Source organism: Desulfomicrobium macestii (assembly GCF_014873765.1).
GTDB lineage: Bacteria > Desulfobacterota > Desulfovibrionia > Desulfovibrionales > Desulfomicrobiaceae > Desulfomicrobium > Desulfomicrobium macestii.
On sequence record NZ_JADBGG010000004.1, the window covers coordinates 184,990 to 202,806 of the forward strand.

Consider the following 17,817-nt stretch of genomic DNA (forward strand, 5'->3'; position numbering starts at 1 on the left):
TCATTTTGCGCTGGACTGGCCTTCCATGCCCTGCAGCAGCTGCTGCAGCGCCCAGATCTGTTCGTCCGTGGCCGCGTCGCCGTCTTTGAGGAAGGGGGTGCCGTCCTGGTAGTTCAAGGGGCCGCTGAAGAGGTTGATCTTGTGTGCGCCAAGGTCCGCGACGAAGGCGTCAAGCAGGGCCTTGTTCTCGGCGGACAGGCCCTCGCCGACCATGAAGCCGATGGTGGACTTGTCGTGATCGTTGATGTCGGCCCAATGGGGAGCGTCCCACTGGAAGTCCTGCTTCCATGTGCCGTCCTGCACGGCCGTGGCCTGACGCAGGAAGGAGGGGCCCCAGTTGAAGTAGGGCACGCCAATGCAGGTCGGGCCCTGGCCTTCGCAGGCATGGGCGTAGTCGTAGGGGATGGCCCAGGCGTCGCGGCCCTGGTCGCGCTTCTGGCGCGCCACGGTCACGGCCTCGGGGGTGTCGATACCGGAGATGACGACATCATACCCGCCGTCGAAGAAGGAGCCAGCGACCTGGGCGGGATCCGTGGTCACACCGGGGATGTTGAACCAGAAGCCGATCCAGCTGACCTTGAACTTGAGATCCTCGGCCTTCTTCCCCAGGACTTCGGTCCAGGCATAGCGGGCGCCCAGAAAGGCGGAGGCGGCCAGACGGCGGGTCTCTTCGTTGATCAGTGGTCCAAGGTAGGCGATCTTGCCCGTCTTGGAGGTCAGGGCGGCGCTGAAGCCGGCCATCATCTTGCCATACTCCATGCGCCCGAACAGGTTGCCCAGGTTGGCCGGGGCCTTGCCGGTAATGACGTCGTCGCCGGAGACGTGGACGAAGGTCTTGTCAGGGTGCAGGCTCGCGGCTTCGCGGATGCCGTCCTTCATGTCGTCGGAACCGGCGATGATCAGGTCCGCGCCCTTTTCTACCAGATCATCGACCACCTGCGGGATGGTCAGGCCGGGGCGGTCGGCGGGATTGACCTTGTCCAGATAGATGAGCTTCGTGCCGGGCAGTTTTTCCTCGACGTATTTGCCGCCTTCGTACTGGGCCTGGCTGTAACCCTTGTCGTTGTAGGGGCCGACCAGGATGAGGCCGATGGTGAGGTCCTTGGCCATGGCCGCGGACGGACAGAACATCAGGGTCATAAGACCAAGGGAGACCAGAAAACGCTTCATGTTTTCCTCCGGAGGTGATGGGCGTGGAGAGCACGCGCCGGGATGTGGCATCCGCGAAACGCGGTGTTTGCGGAAGCCGGGTAAAATAGGGGGATGTGTCGGAAAAGTAAATCCCGACTTTGCCACCATGGGCCGCGAAGTCAACAAGAGGATGCCGCGTGGGCTCGCGGAGACCCGAATAGTGTGTGACAACCGGGGCGATGGCGTAGGACACGTTGCCAAGACCGTGAGAGTGTGGTGAGATGTCAAAGAATGTGTTGTCCGGATTTGCAAGGGAGCGGTCATGACTGAAGAGAGGTGCGTCAATCTGGAATTGCGCCGTGAGATCCTGTATTCGCTGATGCTTGAAGCCAAGCGTGAGGAGGCTCTGCGGCTGTTGCTCGACCACGCGGGCGTACACGGTTTCCAGTCGGCGGTCAGCGCTCTGCTCGAACCGGTACTGGAGAAGGCGGGAGAAGCCTGGCACCGGGAGAACCTGTCCCTGGCCCAGGGCTATGTGGCCGGGAAGATCGCCGAGGATCTGTTGGTGGCCGCCGCCGAATCCGGTGGAGATCTGCCTTTGGACGTCAAGGGTCCGGTGGTCATCGGCAATGTGGAGGACGACTATCATTCGCTGGGGCGCAAGATGGTCGCCGTTTTCCTGCGTGCCGCCGGGTGGAAGGTCGTCGATCTGGGCAACGACGTGGTGCCGGGGGATTTTGTCGACGCAGCCCTTGCGAACGGCGCGAGGGTCATCGGGGTTTCGGCCATGATGCTGACCACGGCCGAGAACATTCGCGCCCTGCGGACCGAGATCGACGCCCGTGGACTTGGCGGCAGGATTCAACTGGCGGTGGGTGGCGCGGTGTTCAAGCTGCGGCCCGAACTGATGCTGGAGGTCGGCGGCGACGGCACCGCCCCCAGCGCCATCCAGGCTCCTGAACTCTTCGAGCGGCTTTGGGCCCAAAGCCTAGCGGAGGACAAATGACCGGCATGGAGCGCGTGCTTTGCGCGCTGCACGGGAAACCCGCCGACCGCCGGGCCTTCACGTTGGCCTTGAGCCTTTACGGCGCCAGACTTTCCGGGTGCCCTACACAAGAATACTATTCCGACCCGAAGCGTTATCTGGAAGGGCAGCGTAAGGTTGTGCGCCTCATCGATCCGGACATCGTGTTCGCCCCTTTTGCCCTGCCCTTCGAGGCGCTGGCCTATGGAGGGGAAGGGGTCTGGCTGGATAATTTTCCGCCCAACGTGCGCAAGCCCCCCTTTCGCGAACATGAGACGCCCGAGCCGTTGGGTGACGGGTTGCTTTGCGCTCCGGGCGTGTCCTATCTGGTCGAGTCAACGCGCCTCCTGGCCCTTGAGTTCGGGCCGTCGAAACCTGTCTGCGCCGTGGCCACGGCCCCCGTCGACCTTCCGGCCATGCTGCTGGGCATCGAGGCCTGGCTTGAGACGCTGCTTTTCGACCCTGAGCGTGCCGCGCGGCTGATGGATTTGGCCGAGGAACATTTTCTGCGCCTGACCGGAGCCTTTTTCGCGGCCGGCGCCGCCTTCGTGGCGATTCCGGTCATGTTCGCCAATTTGCGTCTGGTCACTCCGGCCCTGCTCGAAGACGCCGTCCTTCCCGCCCTGGCCCGGGCTTTCGGCCAGGCTGCGGGACCGCTCGTCCACCATCACGGCGGCAACCGCATCCTCGATCATCTCCAGCGTTTCTCCAGTCTGCCGAACGTGGCCGGCTTCCTGCTCGATCCGCGCGACAGCCTGCCCCAGGCCCGCGATATTATTGGCCCTGGGCGACTTGTGCTCGGCAACATGAATGGCCCTGGCCTGGCGCGCATGCAGCCGGACAAGGCGTATGCATCCGTGTCCACGCTTCTGGCCGAACGCGCTTCGGACAGGGCGTTCGTGCTCGCCTCGTCGCATGCGGACATCCCTTTCGACACCAGTCCGGACACCTTGCTGGCAGTGCGCAGGGCGGTCGTGGACGCGGGAGCTGTCGCATGAAAGACATCCTGGCCCTGACCTGCGGCATTTTTCAGAAGGAAATGATGCAATTGGCTTCGCGATTTCCCCGCATGCGCTTCGTTTTTGCCGATTCCATGCTGCACATGCGCCCGGATCTGCTCCAGGACCGCATCGACGGCGTGCTCGCGCAGCATCCGTCCGGCAAGACGCTTTTCATCTACGGAGACTGCACCCCGCGCATTGTCGAACTGTCGCGCGGGTCCGGCTTTGCCAAGACCAAGGGCATCAACTGCTGCGAAATTCTGCTCGGACGCGAGGAATATCGCCGTCTGCGCAAGGCCGGGGCATTTTTTTTCCTGCCGGAATGGACGCTTCGCTGGAGGGATGTCTTCGAGCGTGAGCTGGGTTTTGCGGGCGGACGCGGGGCCGGGGAGATGTTGCGCGAAGTGCATAACCAGTTCATATATCTGGATACCGGGGTCATGCCCGTGCCGGCGGCCCTTTTGGATGAAATCAGCCGGGAACTTGAGATGCCCATGACCGTCCTGACGGTGGGGCTTGACCGATTGGAACAAAATGTCGCCAACGCGCAGGAGCTGCTCGATGCCCAGTGACGCCGGAGAACCGCGCGCCTTTTACCAGCTTTTCGCCGATCTGGCCTCGGGAACCTTGCAGCATGTTACGGATCCGGTGCAGTGCGCCGAGTATGTGGCGTCGCAGGTCCGGGAGCTTCTGGGCGTGAAGGCCGTGGCCGTGGTGGCCTGCCAGGGGCATGACAATCCGCATCTGCTCCTGGCTGTGCGTCCCTTGCGGCAGGAGACATTGTTCAGGAACCCGGCCATCGACCAGCTCATCCACGCAAGTCACGCCTCGCCGCTGGCCATGACCGTAAGCCCGCAAGACCCGACTGTGCCGGGCAAGCTGCTTCGATCCCTCGGTCTGTCGGACTCCGTGATCGTCCCCTTGCGCGTCGGCAGCGAGATGATCGGAGCGCTGGTTCTGCTCGGACTCATGGACACGCAAGGCATCGAGACCATTGTGCACAGCCTTGATCGCCTGTCCTCCCTGCTGGCCCTGATCATGCGCCAGGCGGACCAGTACCGGGATCTGGAGCTGGCTGTTCGTGAGCGCACCACCGAGCTGCGGGCCACGCGCGACCGCCTGGAAGAGCAGCATGCCTTCTTGTCGTCCCTTCTTGCGAGCCTGCCCAATCCCGTGTTCGTACAGGACGTGCATGGCCGGATTCTGCGTTGCAACGATGCCTTCACCGCGCTGGTGGGAAAGCCCGAGCGTGAGCTTGTCGGCGAACATGAATCCCGGCTTCGGGATAGCTTTGTCATGGAGCCCGCCAAAAGCGGGGGGGCGGCGCCTGAAGAGTTCGAATTCCTCGCGGGTGACGGCTGCGTGCGGCGCATGCTGACTTCCAGGGCGCCGTTTCATTCCAGTCAGGGGCACTTGGCCGGATACATAAACGTCCTGACCGATGTCACGGACCTGGCCGCGGCGCGCATCGAGGCCGAAGCCTCAAGCCGGGCGAAATCGGAATTTCTGGCCAACATGAGCCATGAGGTCCGCACCCCCCTGAACGGCATCGTCGGCATGTTGCAGCTTTTGAGTCAGACCTTTCTGGATGCGGAGCAGAAGGAGTTTGTCTTCACGGCCATCCGCTCATCGAGAAGGCTGACCCAGCTCCTGACCGACATCCTCGAAATTTCGCGCATCGAGGCGGGCAAGATGGACGTTGTCGCCCAGGAGTTTCATTTCATCGACCTGCGTGACTCCGTGCGCGACCTCTTTGCCATACCGGCAAAGGCCAAGGGGATTGCACTTTCGTTCGAAGTCGACGAGGCCATTCCGTCCCACGTGGTGGGCGACGAGGGCCGACTGCGTCAGATCCTTTTCAATCTGGTGGGCAACGCCACGAAGTTCACATCCAGAGGCAGCGTCCACGTCGCGGCCCGGCGGATTGACGTGGGCAATGAGATGCACGTCGAATTCACGGTCAGGGACACCGGCGTCGGCATCCCCCGCGAGCGGCAGGATGACATATTCAACGCCTTCACCCAGGTCGACGGATCGGCGGTTCGCCAGCACGGTGGCGTCGGGTTGGGGCTGGCCATTGTCCGGCGTTTGGTGGACATGATGGACGGATCGATAACGGTTCAGAGCGAGCCCGGACAGGGCACGACCATGACCGCGAGGATTCCGCTCGTACCCGGCCCGACGGTGTGCGGGGCCCGGGAAGAGGCTGCGGTGCCGACGGTTCGGGGCAAGCGCATCCTGGTGGTGGAGGATGATCCCATCAATCAGCTGGCCCTGACCCGGATGGTCAAGAAGCTCGGCCATTTTCCGACTCTTGCCGGCAACGGGCGGGAAGCTCTGGACAAGTTGGCCCTGGATGACTTCGACTGCGTGCTCATGGATATCCAGATGCCGATCATGGACGGGCTTGAAGCCATCGGCCGAATCCGCTCCGGCACCATTGCGCGCGTGTCTCCTCGAATTCCGGTCATCGCCCTGACCGGACACGCCATGCCCGGAGACCGCGAGCACTTCATGGAGCGCGGCATGACTGCCTATCTTTCCAAGCCTGTGGACATGGACTCCTTGGCTCGTCTCATCGCCGAGGTTTCGGCCGGAGGCGTCTGACGGCATTGCTGCGTTTTTCGGGTGAGCTCGCCGCTGCGAGTTTATGCGTATTGCCTCTTTTAAGCTCCGCAAGTAACCACCATGCGAATGATGCGCTTTTCCCGTGGCCGAATAGTGAAATTGGAACGCACCGAGGTTATTTCATGAGATGGATGCAAATTGCTACACACAGGACGTATCTGCTGTGTCTGACTCTGCTGTTTTTTGTCGAATTTATTTTTTTAGCCTTTGAGCCATACGACAGGAAGGATTGGCTCCTGGAAAATGTCCTTGTCGCCATGTTTTTGCTTGTTTTGCTTCTTACTGCAAAGAATTTTCCTCTCTCCAGGATTTCCTACACGCTGATTTTCATTTTTTTGGCTATCCACGAGATAGGATCCCATTACACGTACTCCGAAGTCCCCTACGATGCCTGGTTTTCGTCCGCCTTCGGCACGACATTCAACGAACTGGTCGGGTGGGAACGCAACAATTTCGACCGCATCGTGCATTTCCTCTACGGCCTGCTGCTGGCCTATCCTATTCGCGAGGTCTATTTTCGTGTCGCCCGGGCGGACGGGTTCTGGGGCTATTTCCTGCCGCTTGATTTCGCCATGTCGACCTCCATGCTTTACGAACTGATCGAATGGGGCGCGGCGGAGTTTTTCGGAGGGGAGCTCGGGGTCGCCTACCTGGGCACCCAGGGCGATGTCTGGGACGCGCACAAGGACATGCTCCTGGCCAGCATCGGCGCGCTCATCGCCATGCTCGTCACTCTGGGGATGAACATGTATCTGCAGAAGGATTTCGCGCGCGAATGGTCCCGTAGCCTTACGGTCAAACATCCTGAACCCCTGGGCGAGGACGAGATCGCGCGCATGCTGGAAGGGCAGCGCGGCAGCGATCGGGTTTAGCCTTTTGCAAAGTCCCTCTTGCATCGTTGAATTGAGGGCGCGACTGCCTCTGTTTTGAATACTTATGACCATAATAATAGTCGTTCAATCGTTTAGTGGCTATCATTATGGTCTTTTTGTTTTGACAGAAGTAAAAATGACCATTATATTAGGCTTTGTATAATTTAAAGGATATAATAATGGTCATTCGGCGGTAAATATGGCGAAGTTAAGAACCTATTCCAAATATGCCCGAGACGCAGTTTTCCTGCTGGGGCAGCAAATCAGGCTGGCTCGAAAAAGGCGCAAGTGGTCTGAGATGAATTTGGCCGAGCGGGCGGGGATTTCCAGGGCAACGCTGCAAAAGATAGAAGCCGGTGAAATGTCGCCGACTATCGGGCTCGTGTTTGAGGTCGCATCGTTGGTGGGGGTGCCTTTGTTTGAACAAGACCACCAGCGCCTGGCGACCAGCATTGATTTGACCCAAAGCAAGATAGCCCTTCTCCCGAAACGGATAAGTGAACAAGCACACGTGGTCGACGATGACTTCTAGGCAAAGCAATACAGAAGCCTACGTCTGGATATGGCTGCCGGGAAAAACCGAGCCTGTTGTCTGCGGAAAGCTGGTCGCCGATGGTGAGCTTGTTCGTTTCAACTATGGTCGCAGTTATCTGGAAAGACAGGATGCAATTTCTATATATGACCCCGAGTTGCCATTACGAGCAGGTGTCATGCCGCTGCTGGGAGACTTGAATATCCCCAACTGTATCCGTGATGCCGCCCCGGACGCCTGGGGACGACGCGTCATCATCAATCGGCAATTTGGGAAAGAAGGACGTGACACGGATACGGCGGATCTTGGCGAGCTGACATATCTGCTTGAATCAGGTTCCGATCGTATCGGTGCGCTTGATTTTCAGCGTTCTCCGACTGAATACGTTTCACGCGCGGCAGAGAATGCCACGTTGGAAGAATTGCTGGAATCCGCGGGTCGTGTAGAAAAAGGGGTGCCCCTGACTCCTGAGCTTGACCATGCCTTGTTCCATGGCAGTTCTATCGGAGGCGCGCGGCCAAAAGCCCTGATTGAAGATCACGGTACAAAATATATCGCTAAATTTTCATCGAGTTCGGATTCCTACAGCGTGGTCAAGGCTGAATATGTTGCCATGAGGCTGGCTGAAACAGCGGGGCTGAGTGTCGCCCCCGTCAGGCTGGTTCAAGCCGCAGGCAAGGACGTGCTGCTGATTGAGCGTTTTGATCGGATCCGTGTTGCTTCGGGATGGGAGCGCAAAAGCATGGTTTCCGCTCTGACATTGCTTGGTTTGAGCGAGATGCAGGCACGCTACGCCAGCTATGAGGACTTCGCGCAGAGCATTCGCGCACGATTTACCAATCCAAAAAAGACCTTGCATGAGCTGTATGGCCGTCTGGTGTTCAATGTTCTGTGCGGCAATACGGACGATCATGCCCGCAATCATGCCGCGTTTTGGGATGGACGTCAGCTGACCCTGACTCCGGCCTACGACATCTGCCCGCAAAACCGCTCCGGCAATGAAGCAACGCAAGCGATGCTGATTGTCGGCAATAACCGATACAGCCAGCTTAAGACCTGCCAAGAGGCTGCATATCTCTTCTTGCTTTCCACCGATGAGGCCACCGGCATCGTCGACAGGGTGATCATGGCCATCCGGGACAATTGGGATCGGGTATGTGGTGAAGCCCGGCTCACTCCCGTTGATAAGAATCTGATGTGGCAGCGCCAATTCCTCAATCCGTACTCAATCGGGCGTTACTGATTTTTTTGCCTGAAAAGGCAGTCGCCCGTTGCCGTACTATCCGAACCGTCTGCGGAAGATGATCACCGCGACCGTCAGCGTCCCTGCCGCGATGACCAGCAGCGGGATGGCGCTCTCCAGCACGAATCCAACAGACACGTCTTTGAGAAAGATGCTCTTCACGATGACGATGAAGTGCCGGATGGGATTGATCCAAGTGGCGGTTTGCAGCCACTGGGGCATGTTCTCGACCGGTGAGGCGTAGCCCGAGAGCAGGATGGCCGGCATGATGAAGGCGAAGGCCCCGAGAAAGGCCTGCTGCTGGGTGGCGCAGATGGCGCTGATGAAGAAGCCGACGCCGACCAGGGCCGCGAAGTAGAGCACGCTGCTGGCGTAAATGAGGGCCAGGGAGCCGGACAGGGGCACCTTGTACACGAAGATGGCGGCCAGGATGATGACCGTGGCCTGAAAAAGGCCCACCACCAGCACGGCCGAGGCCTTGCCGATCATGATCATTTCCGGGGTCAGGGGCGATACCAGCAGCTGGTCCAGCGTTCCGTGCTCGCGCTCCCGGGCTACGGACAGGGCGGTCAGGATGAGCGCGCTCACGGTCAGGATGATGGCCACAAGACTCGGCAGGATGAACCATTGGTATTCGAGGTTCGGGTTGTAGCGATGGCGGACGACCAGTTCCGATGCCGGCGGGCGTCCCTGGGCCAGGTTTTGTTCATTGAAATACTGCGTGGTGATGTCCTGGATATAGCTGGCCGCGATCTGGCTGCTGTTGGAGCGGCGGCCGTCGAGGAGCAGCTGCATGGGCGCGGGGAGCCCTGCCGCCGCATTGCGCGAGAAGTCCGGTCCGAAGCGGACCACCGCGATGGCCTGCTGGTTGTCCAGGGTCCTTTCAATCTGTCCGGCGCCGGACAGGTGGATGATTTCCGTAAAGGCACGGGCGCTGGCAAAGCGCTGGATCAGCTCCACCGAAGCCGCGCCCCCGTCCTCGTTCAGCACGGCCAGGGAATTGTTCTTCACTTCCAACGTGGCGGCCAGGGGGAAGAGGATGACCTGTAAAAGAACGGGGATGACCACCAGCTTGCGGCTTTGCGGGTCGGCCAGGAGAATCTGCAGCTCCTTTCTGACCAGGGCCAGGATGCGGCGCAGCCAGATCATGCGTCCAGCCTGCGCACGGTCTTGAGCGCGGTCAGGGTCAGAAAGAGAACGCTCGTGCCCGTCAGGAAGAGGATGTCGGGGAGTAGGATTTCCCAGACGTCACCGGCCAGAAAGATGGTCTGCAGTGAGCTGACCAGATAGCGCGGCGGCAGCAGATAGGTCAGGGCGCGCACGGGCGCGGGCATGCTGGCGATGACGAAGAACGCTCCCGAGAGCATGACGGCCGGGAGGAAAGCCACGTTCAGGGTGGTCTGGGCGCTGTCGAACTGGTTGCGCATGACCGAGGAGATGAGCAGGCCGATGCCGAGCATGCTGAGCAGGAAGACCGTCGTGACCAGCAGGAGCGCTCCCACCGAGCCCCGGAAGGGCACGCCCATGAGATGCACGGCGCTCAGCGCCACCACGGACATGGAGATCATGCCCAGCACGTAATAGGGCAGGAGCTTGGAGAGCAGCAGCTCGGCCCTGGTCACCGGGGAGGCCAGCAGGGCCTCCATGGTCCCGCGTTCCCATTCGCGGGCCACGACCAGCGAGGTCAGCATGGCGCCGATGACGGTCATGATGATGGTGATGGACCCCGGGATCAGATAGTGCCTGCTGATGGCCGCCGCGTTGTACCAGTACCGAACCTCCACCCTTGCGCCCTGCACGGCGTCCCGGCCCTGATCCTTGGCCCGGGTCTGCCGCCATTCCTGCCAGACGTTCTTCATGAACGCGGCCATGAAGTTTGCCGTGTTCGGTTCGGCTCCATCGGTGATGACCTGGATTGGCGCCGTTTCCCGGCCCTGGTCCACGATGCGCGAAAAATCCTGGGCCAGGACCGCGTAGCCCCGGATGCCCCCTGTTTCGAGCAGGGCGTCGAGTTCGGCACGGCTGCCGGGAAATATTTCGAAATAGGTCGAGCCGGTCAGCTTCGCCGTGAATGACGCCGCCACCGGCCCTCCGTCCTCGTCGCACAGGCCCATGCGCAGGCGGGTGGTGTCGAGGTTGAGGCCGTAGCCGAAGATGACCAGAAGGATCATGGGCAGGATGAAGGCGATGACGCCGCTGCTCGGATCGCGCAGGATCTGGCGGGTTTCCTTGAGACACAGGGCGGTCAGTCTTCGCCGGGACAGGAATTTCATGATGCCTCCCTACGGCGGATGAGCTCGACGAACGCGTCGTCCATGGTCGGATCGGGCAGGGCGGGCGAGGCCACGTCGGCCTTCAGGTCGTCCGGCGGCGCCAGTGCGATGAGCTTGCCCTGATAGATCAGGCCGATGCGGTCGCAGTACTCGGCCTCGTCCATGAAATGGGTGGTGACCATGACCGTGACCCCTTTTTCCACGACACCGTTGATGTGGTTCCAGAATTCGCGGCGGGTCAGGGGATCCACGCCCGAGGTCGGTTCGTCGAGAAAAAGGATGTCCGGCTCGTGCATGGCGGCGCAGGCCAGTGCGAGGCGCTGCTTGTAGCCAAGGGACAGGTCGTCCGTCGTGACGCCAAGGAACTGCTTCAGGTGGAAGGATTCGATCATCGAATCCACGGCCTGTCGTTGCCTGGTCCGTGACAATCCATACACTCCGGAGAAAAATTCGAGATTCTGGCGCACGGTGAGCTTGCCGTAGAGGGAGAACTTCTGGGCCATGTAGCCCAGACGCTCCCTGGCCCTGGCCGGGCTGCGGCGCAGGTCGATGCCCATGACCTCGGCCCGTCCGGAGGTGGGCGCGAGGAGTCCGCACATCATCTTGAAGGTGGTTGACTTGCCCGCTCCGTTGGGTCCGAGAAGTCCGAAGATTTCCCCCTGCCTGATCTCGAAGCTGACATGGTCCGTGGCCGTGAAGTCGCCGAAGCTTTTGGTCAGCTCTTCGGCCTTGATCAGGCTTTCGTGGATTTCGGCTCGCGGCTGCATGGATGCGGCCAGGGCGGACTCACCGCCCGGGCCGCCGCCGAGCAGATCGATGAAGGCGTCCTCGAAGCGAGGGGCGACCTCCTTCCATTCGGCCGGGCCGGAAATATCCAGGGCCGAGGGATCGGGCCGGGCGGCGCCGTCCTTCAGAACGATGCGCAGGTTTCGTCCCTGGATGACTCCGTCGCTCACTTCCGGCTGGCGGAGCAGGGTCGCCAGCGCTTGCCGTCTGCGCCCCTCGACGCCGCCGAGGTGCAGGCAGCGTCCCCGCAGGCGGCTGGTGAGATCGTCCGGCTTGCCCGAAAACAGCAGGTTGCCCTGACTGAGCAGGAACACCGAGTCGCATGCCTCTGCCTCGTCAAGATATGATGTGCTCCAGACCACGGCTATGCCCTGATCGGCGAGTTCATGCACCATTTTCCACAATTCGCGCCGGGAAATGGGGTCGACGCCGACTCCCGGCTCGTCAAGCAGGAGCAGGTCCGGTGTGCCCAAAAGGGCACAGGCCAGCCCGAGTTTTTGCTTCATGCCGCCCGAGAGCCGTCCGGCCAGGCGTTTCGTAAACCGTTGCAGGTCGGTGAAGGTCAGCAGCCGCTCGAAGGTTCGCGTCCGTTCCTCTCCGGTCACGTTGCGCAGATCCGCATGCAGGGTCAGGTTTTCCAAGACCGAAAGATCTTCGTAGAGGCCGAATTTTTGCGGCATGTAGCCCACCCGCAGACGGAGCTCGGGAGCGGTCAAGGGTTCCCGGCCGAGCACGGTCAGGACGCCGCTGTCCGGGCGCAGCAGTCCGGCCATGAGGCGCATCAGGGTTGTCTTGCCCGCTCCATCCGGCCCGGCGATGCCGGTGATGATCCCGGGTTCGATGGAACCCGAGATGCCGGCCAGGGCGGGCGTGTCCAGGCCGGGGAATGTTTTGCCGACGTCGACCAGGCTGACCATGGCCATGGTCACTCCGCCAGCTTTACGGTGACGGGCATGCCCTGCCTAAGCCCCTGGTCCGCGTCCAGCACGACGACCCGAAAACGATAGACCAGCGCCGTGCGCAGTTCCTCGGTTTCCACGGATTTGGGCGTGAACTCCGCCCGTGGCGAGACGTCTCCGATCTGCCCTTGGTACGGCTCGGGACGGGAGTCGGTGAAGACCAGCACCTTGCGGCCGGGGTGGACGAGGCCAAGCTGTGGTTCGGGCGCATAGGCCCGGACACGAACGGGAGAGACAAGGCTGACGGTCAGGGCCGTGCTACCGGGTTGCACGATGCTGCCCGGTTCCACGACCCGGGTCAGGGCCACGCCCGCCTCGGGCGCGGTGAGCACCGTGTCGGCGAGCTGCGTAAGGGCCTGGTGCAGAGCGGCGCGGGCGGCCCCCAGATTGGCTTCGGCCTGGCGGATCTGTTCGGGCCTTGATCCCGCCAGGAGCAGATCGAGGGCGGCTTTTGCGCTGCCCATCCTGGCCCTGGCCGTTTCGAACGTTGAGCGCGCGGTGTCGAAATCCTGTCTGGCCACTGCCCCGCTGGCGACAAGTTGCCGCTGGCGCTCGAAGATGAGGCGGGCATTGTCGTAGGTGGCCTCGGCTGCCGCAAGGTTCTTGCGGGCCTGTTCGATGTCTTCGGGACGTGCGCCGTTTCGCAGCTCCGCCAGACGGGCTGCAATGGCTCCGACCTCGGCCTCGGCCTGATCCACGGCGTTCTGAAACGGTTCCGCATCGAGCCTGGCCACGATTTCGCCCGCCCCGACCTCGTCCCCTTCCTCCTTCAAGACTTCCCGGACTTTCCCGCCGACCCTGAATCCAAGCCGAACCTCGCGGATGTCGACGTTGCCGTGAAAGACCGGGGGCGTGTTGTCGCGCGTGGCGTGCTGGGTGTGCCAGAAGTACCAGCCACCGGCGGCCGTGGCCAGGAGAAGAAAAAATACAAGGATGCGTTTCACGATGGATATTCCGGTTTGGGTTCAGTCGGGGTGTTCAGTCCGGCTACGAAGATGTCGAGATTCTCGGCCAGCATGTCGGCCACGGCGGCAGCGCGCTCGGCGTCGTATCCGTCCCAGCCCATGCGCCGAAGCAGGGTTTCCCGGGCCATGACGAAGGACTGCAACTGCCCGATGAGGGTGTGCGCCCGGAGCACGGCCCGGGGCGATTCGGGGTCGTCGCCCGTGATTCGGGCCAGGATGCGCGAGACCATGCGGTGCAGCGGTTCCACGGTGCCCTGGTAGAGAGCCTCGAAGGCGGCCGTGGGCTGGGTCTGTTCCCGGACCATGAGCATGGCGAACTGGGCGGCCTTGGCGTCGGTCAGGATGCCCATCGCGAAGCCGCGCTGGATGCGCTTGAGCAGTTCCACGGCCTGCGTGGGGTTTGTATCCGCCTCGTTCAGGGAGTCCCACGTCTGGCGGGCCTCGTGTACATGGTTGCGGAAGAAGCGCATCACCGCGTCCAGCACGGCGCCGTACAGGCCTTCCTTGCCGCCGAAATAGTAGGTGATGGCCGCGGAGTTCTGTCCCGCGATCCGGGCGATTTCACGGATGGTCACGCCATGGAGGCCCCGGTCGGCGAAGCATTGCAACCCGGCCTCAAGAAGGCTGATCCTGGCGCGGTCCGCCCGGCTTGGCGTGGGTTCGTGGAGAAGATCGATGTTCATGACGATGCGAATAAATCATCTGATTGAATTAATCAAGCGATTGATTGTTTTTTTGGGGGGATGGGCGCTGACGTTCGGAGTGAGCCAGTGCGGTCGCAATGTTGAGGAGAGGGGGGGAGTCAGTGCGGTCGCCGCGCCGCCGATGCCGGGCAAGGGCCGCCGAAACTCCCTCGCGGGCCTCGTAAGGTTTCTTTCGTCGCGAGGGGTGCGGCAGGCCTGGGTTGGACGATGGGCGACGAAGAAACCGACGATGCCTGGCTCGGTCAGACAGTCGGCGACCCTTGCCCGGCATCGGCGGCGCGGCTCGGGTGGGAGTCATGGGCGGGATATGGGCGACAAAGAAACCTTGCGATGCCTGGCTCGGTCAGACAGTCGGCGCCCCTTGCCCGACACCGGCGACACCGCTCGGGTGGGAGTTATGGGCGGGTCATGGGCTGGATATGAATGGGAATCATGCGGATGGTGTGTGTTTCCCTGAAAAAGACGTTCGGCAGGACCCGTCGCGTCGTTCTCGGGGACGGGGGGGAATACAAAACGCCCGGGAAATCCGGGCGCTTTGTTTGGTGAGAGGTCGGGGCTGGATCAGTCGAAGGCCTTGTCCACGGTCCAGACTTCCCAGACCTTGCCGACCAGGCCCGGACCAGGGCTCAGAACAGGCTTGCCGGGTCTCCAGCCGGACGGGGTGGCCTTGGTGCCCTTGCTTTCGCGCACCAGCTGGAAGGCCTGGATCTGGCGCAGGGTTTCGTTGACGTTGCGGCCCACCGGAGGGGTCAGCACCTCGTAGGCCTGCACATTCCCGTCCGGATCGATGAGAAAGCGGCCGCGCACGTCCACGCCGCCCGCTTCATCGTAGATGCCGTACATCCTGCCCACGTTGCCTCCGCCGTCGGACAGCATGGGGAAAGGCACGGTTTTCGCGGTGATCATTTTCGAAAGTTCGTCGTCGACCCACATCTTGTGCACGAACATGCTGTCCGTGCTCATGGACAGGACCTGCACTCCCAGCTTTTCAAATTCCGCGTGCTTCTCGGCGACCGCCGAGATTTCCGTCGCTCAGACAAAGGTGAAGTCACCGGGATAAAAGCACAGAACCACCCATTTTCCCAGGAATTCGGACAGCCTGACGTTGGTGAAACCGCCGTTGAAATAGGCCGGGGCCGAGAAGTCGGGGGCTTTCTTTCCTACCTGAATCATGGGGCGCGCTCCTTGGACTGGTGTTGCTGGTTGAACCGTTTCTTCCGGTGTCTGCTCGACCTCGGCTGTTGGCCTGGTGCAGCCTGCCGCCAATTCTTCTCCCATCACTGACCTCCGTGGCTAGTATTGATGATAACGATAGTTCTTTCCAGAATGGATAGCTTCACCATATTTAATTGGCATCGAAAGGACAAGGTCCTTGGCGATATTTCATCAATCAACGAGGGAAATAGTTTGGGCGTGAAATTGATGGGATAAGGAAAACGGGGGGCTCGGCGCAGTGCCGAACCCCCCGCGCGGGGACGGGTACTGAATGACTAGCTGGCGGCAGGAGCCGGGATAAGGCGCTTGTTGCCTTCCCAGATCTTTTCGGCCTTGGGGCTGACTTTGAGATACTTGAACCACTGGTGGCTGGCCATGTGCTCGGGATCCATCTGCAGTTCGCGGCTGTGCTCCATGATGGGCGGCACAAGTTCCTTGATGTCGCCGGACAGGGCCTTAGCCGTGGTGAAGGCCGCCGCCTTGATGGCGATGTCCACGGCTTTCTGGCTGAACTGCTGGGACTTGGCCAGGGTGTCCAGGGCCTTGGTCGGGTTGTGGAAGCCGACACTGTTCTCGGCGGACACGTAGTCCCAGAAGAATTGGCCCTTGCGGCACATTTCACGGGCATCGATCATGAGCTGGTCGTAATCGGCCGGTTTTTCGCCCTGGAATTCATGGGCCATGCGGATGGCTTCATGCGCCTTGACCGAGATGTCCTGGGCGGCCATGAGCTGCTGCCAGACCTTGTCCTGGGTGTAGATGACCCGCTGCTTCAGGTATTCGGGGCTCTTGTCCGTATGGCACTGGCGACAGGCCTTCATGTCCGGGTCCTTCAACGGCGAGTTCCAGTGGTGGTTGGACATCTTCTTCTTGCCGTCGAGACGGGTGTAGCTCATGTGGCAGTCGGCGCAGCTGACACCTGCCGCGCCATGTACGCCGTTGAACCAGGTCTCGTATTCGGGGTGCTGGGCCTTGAGCATGGGGGTCTTGGACACGGGGTGGACCCAGTCCACGAAGTTGCCTTCGAAACCGGGGATCGTGGTATCGCCGTGCCCCTTGTAATAGGAATAAATCTGTTCGGGGTCCTTGCCTTCGGCCCAGGGGAAGACGGGCTTCTTGGGCACACCCTGGCCAGGATCGGTGAAATAGTATTCCACGTGGCACTGGCCGCACATCAGGGCGCGCTGCTCGTTGCGGGAAAGGGTCTTGAAATCCTTGCCCTCGGCCTTCAGGTGGTCCTGCAGGGGCACGGAGTAGAGGCGCAGCTCCATGTTGGCAGGATCGTGGCAGTTGGCACAGCCGATGGTGTTGTCGTCCATGTCGACCTGCTCCCGGAACTGATTGAAATCCTTGGCCCAGAATTCGTCACCGTACTGCCCGACCCATTCGTTCATCTTGGCGGTCTTGCAATTCCAGCAGGTCGAAGGCAGCCCGGCCTTTTCGTCGTAGCGGTTCAAACGATCGATATGCAGGATGTCCTTGATGGCGTAGGTGTGGCCGCGCGCTGCCTTGTACTCGTAGCTGAACGCGTAGCCGAGCCAGAGGTTCTTCAGGTAGGGCTGGGCGTGCTTGTAGCCTTCGGGCAGGGGATTTACGTTGTCGTGCTTGTTGTAGGCGACGGATCCGCCATACTCGGTCATGATTTCGGACTCGTTGTTGCGCAGGAACGTTTCATAATGAAGCGGAAATTCAGCCTTGAAGGCGGAGTTCTTGATCTCGTCGGATTTGAGCTTGGTCTTGAATTCCGGAGCCTTTGGTTCAGTCGCTTCGGAACAGGCGCTAAGGGCCAGGGCGCAGCCCACGGCCAGCAGGGCGATAAGGGATCGGGTGTTACGCATCGGCGGCACTCCTTTTGGCTACGGGGATTTTGGGAGAATGGGGAACATGGCGGTGACAGTCGGTGCAGAACTTCTTGCTTTGCATCACGACCGTGGACGTCGTCGCGCCGTGGCATCGCTGACAGTTTTCCTGGGTCACTTCCCTGGTTTCCTCGCCCGGATGGATGAGATCCGGGATGGTTTTTGTCACCGTGGCCAGGATGTCACGGGTGCCTTCCTTGGTCTTGAACGGTATCTTGGCCGCCAGATTGTGCGGCGCATGACACTCGTTGCAGGCCAGTTCGGCGTGGACCGAGGTCTTGTGCGTAAAGGCCGCTTCCGCCATCGAATGGCAGCTGCCGCAGAAACTGGCCTGGTCCGTCGCGGTCATGGCCAGCGCCGCTCCTACCGTGACCACGATGCCCGCTATGGCCGGAGGCAAGGCGAACCGCCATCCCCGTCCGCTGGATGCATCTTTTTTTCGGGTCATACTCCCTCCTGTGAAAGGTGCTATGGGATCAACGTGAATGCCTGAACACCTCGAGTCGTTGATCCGGTGCCGACATTTGTCCAGTTGTGTGCGTCAAGTTCTGCAAATTCTTCCACAGCATAACGGGTATGCTCAAGCATATGGCGACCGAGAATGGGCCCATCCAGAGCTCGTCGG

The 17,817-nt window shown here is 61.1% G+C and carries 16 protein-coding genes; 7 read left to right on the forward strand and 9 right to left on the reverse strand.

The features are described from left to right. Positions 1–1,170, reverse strand: a complete 1,170-nt coding sequence (locus H4684_RS04405; RefSeq protein ID WP_192622953.1) for a BMP family lipoprotein — start codon at positions 1,168–1,170, stop codon at positions 1–3. Positions 1,171–1,453: 283 nt separating this feature from the next. On the opposite strand from H4684_RS04405, the gene H4684_RS04410 reads away from it, so the two are divergent. The 7 genes from H4684_RS04410 to H4684_RS04440 all read left to right on the forward strand — a co-directional run bounded on the left by H4684_RS04410 (position 1,454) and on the right by H4684_RS04440 (position 8,431). Next, the gene (locus H4684_RS04410; protein WP_092188549.1) at positions 1,454–2,137 is read left to right on the forward strand and encodes a cobalamin B12-binding domain-containing protein; all 684 of its coding nucleotides are present in this window, start codon (positions 1,454–1,456) and stop codon (positions 2,135–2,137) included. Continuing rightward, a complete protein-coding gene (locus H4684_RS04415) occupies positions 2,134–3,153 on the forward strand; it encodes a uroporphyrinogen decarboxylase family protein (RefSeq protein WP_192622954.1) in 1,020 nt (339 codons plus the stop codon). The genes H4684_RS04410 and H4684_RS04415 overlap by 4 nt, the downstream gene beginning before the upstream one ends. Continuing rightward, positions 3,150–3,728 (forward strand): DUF1638 domain-containing protein, encoded by a 579-nt coding sequence (locus H4684_RS04420; protein ID WP_192622955.1) that lies wholly within the window; start codon positions 3,150–3,152, stop codon positions 3,726–3,728. The genes H4684_RS04415 and H4684_RS04420 overlap by 4 nt, the downstream gene beginning before the upstream one ends. Further along, positions 3,718–5,763 carry an ATP-binding protein gene (locus H4684_RS04425; RefSeq protein ID WP_192622956.1) on the forward strand — a complete coding sequence of 682 codons (2,046 nt, stop codon included), beginning with the start codon at positions 3,718–3,720 and terminating at the stop codon, positions 5,761–5,763. Before H4684_RS04420 ends, H4684_RS04425 begins: the two co-directional genes overlap by 11 nt. 278 nt (positions 5,764–6,041) lie before the next feature. Further along, the gene (locus tag H4684_RS04430; protein WP_225940237.1) at positions 6,042–6,656 is read left to right on the forward strand and encodes a DUF2238 domain-containing protein; all 615 of its coding nucleotides are present in this window, start codon (positions 6,042–6,044) and stop codon (positions 6,654–6,656) included. A 199-nt stretch (positions 6,657–6,855) separates the two neighbouring features. Then, the gene (locus H4684_RS04435) at positions 6,856–7,188 is read left to right on the forward strand and encodes a helix-turn-helix transcriptional regulator (protein ID WP_192622958.1); all 333 of its coding nucleotides are present in this window, start codon (positions 6,856–6,858) and stop codon (positions 7,186–7,188) included. Further along, complete coding sequence (locus H4684_RS04440; RefSeq protein ID WP_192622959.1) at positions 7,178–8,431, forward strand: type II toxin-antitoxin system HipA family toxin; 1,254 nt, start codon at positions 7,178–7,180, stop codon at positions 8,429–8,431. The genes H4684_RS04435 and H4684_RS04440 overlap by 11 nt, the downstream gene beginning before the upstream one ends. A gap of 36 nt (positions 8,432–8,467) precedes the next feature. Here the strand turns inward: H4684_RS04440 and H4684_RS04445 are convergent, their stop codons facing one another. The 8 genes from H4684_RS04445 to H4684_RS04480 all read right to left on the reverse strand — a co-directional run bounded on the left by H4684_RS04445 (position 8,468) and on the right by H4684_RS04480 (position 17,640). Then, positions 8,468–9,580: an ABC transporter permease gene (locus tag H4684_RS04445; protein WP_192622960.1), complete on the reverse strand. Its 1,113-nt coding sequence runs from the start codon at positions 9,578–9,580 to the stop codon at positions 8,468–8,470. Continuing rightward, positions 9,577–10,704, reverse strand: a complete 1,128-nt coding sequence (locus H4684_RS04450; RefSeq protein WP_192622961.1) for an ABC transporter permease — start codon at positions 10,702–10,704, stop codon at positions 9,577–9,579. Before H4684_RS04450 ends, H4684_RS04445 begins: the two co-directional genes overlap by 4 nt. After that, positions 10,701–12,413 (reverse strand): ATP-binding cassette domain-containing protein, encoded by a 1,713-nt coding sequence (locus tag H4684_RS04455; RefSeq protein WP_192622962.1) that lies wholly within the window; start codon positions 12,411–12,413, stop codon positions 10,701–10,703. The genes H4684_RS04450 and H4684_RS04455 overlap by 4 nt, the downstream gene beginning before the upstream one ends. Positions 12,414–12,415: 2 nt before the next feature. Next, a complete protein-coding gene (hlyD, locus tag H4684_RS04460) occupies positions 12,416–13,393 on the reverse strand; it encodes a secretion protein HlyD (RefSeq protein WP_092188531.1) in 978 nt (325 codons plus the stop codon). Beyond that, on the reverse strand, positions 13,390–14,097 hold the full coding sequence (gene cecR / locus H4684_RS04465; protein WP_092188529.1) for a transcriptional regulator CecR: 708 nt from the start codon (positions 14,095–14,097) through the stop codon (positions 13,390–13,392). Before cecR ends, hlyD begins: the two co-directional genes overlap by 4 nt. Before the next feature lie 582 nt (positions 14,098–14,679). After that, on the reverse strand, positions 14,680–15,396 hold the full coding sequence (gene prxU / locus H4684_RS04470; protein WP_192622963.1) for a thioredoxin-dependent peroxiredoxin: 717 nt from the start codon (positions 15,394–15,396) through the stop codon (positions 14,680–14,682). A 212-nt stretch (positions 15,397–15,608) separates the two neighbouring features. Continuing rightward, entirely contained in the window at positions 15,609–17,171 is a 1,563-nt protein-coding gene (locus H4684_RS04475; protein ID WP_192622964.1) for an ammonia-forming cytochrome c nitrite reductase subunit c552, read from the reverse strand. Beyond that, a complete protein-coding gene (locus tag H4684_RS04480) occupies positions 17,164–17,640 on the reverse strand; it encodes a cytochrome c3 family protein (RefSeq protein ID WP_192622965.1) in 477 nt (158 codons plus the stop codon). Before H4684_RS04480 ends, H4684_RS04475 begins: the two co-directional genes overlap by 8 nt. Between the last annotated feature and the right edge of the window lie 177 nt (positions 17,641–17,817).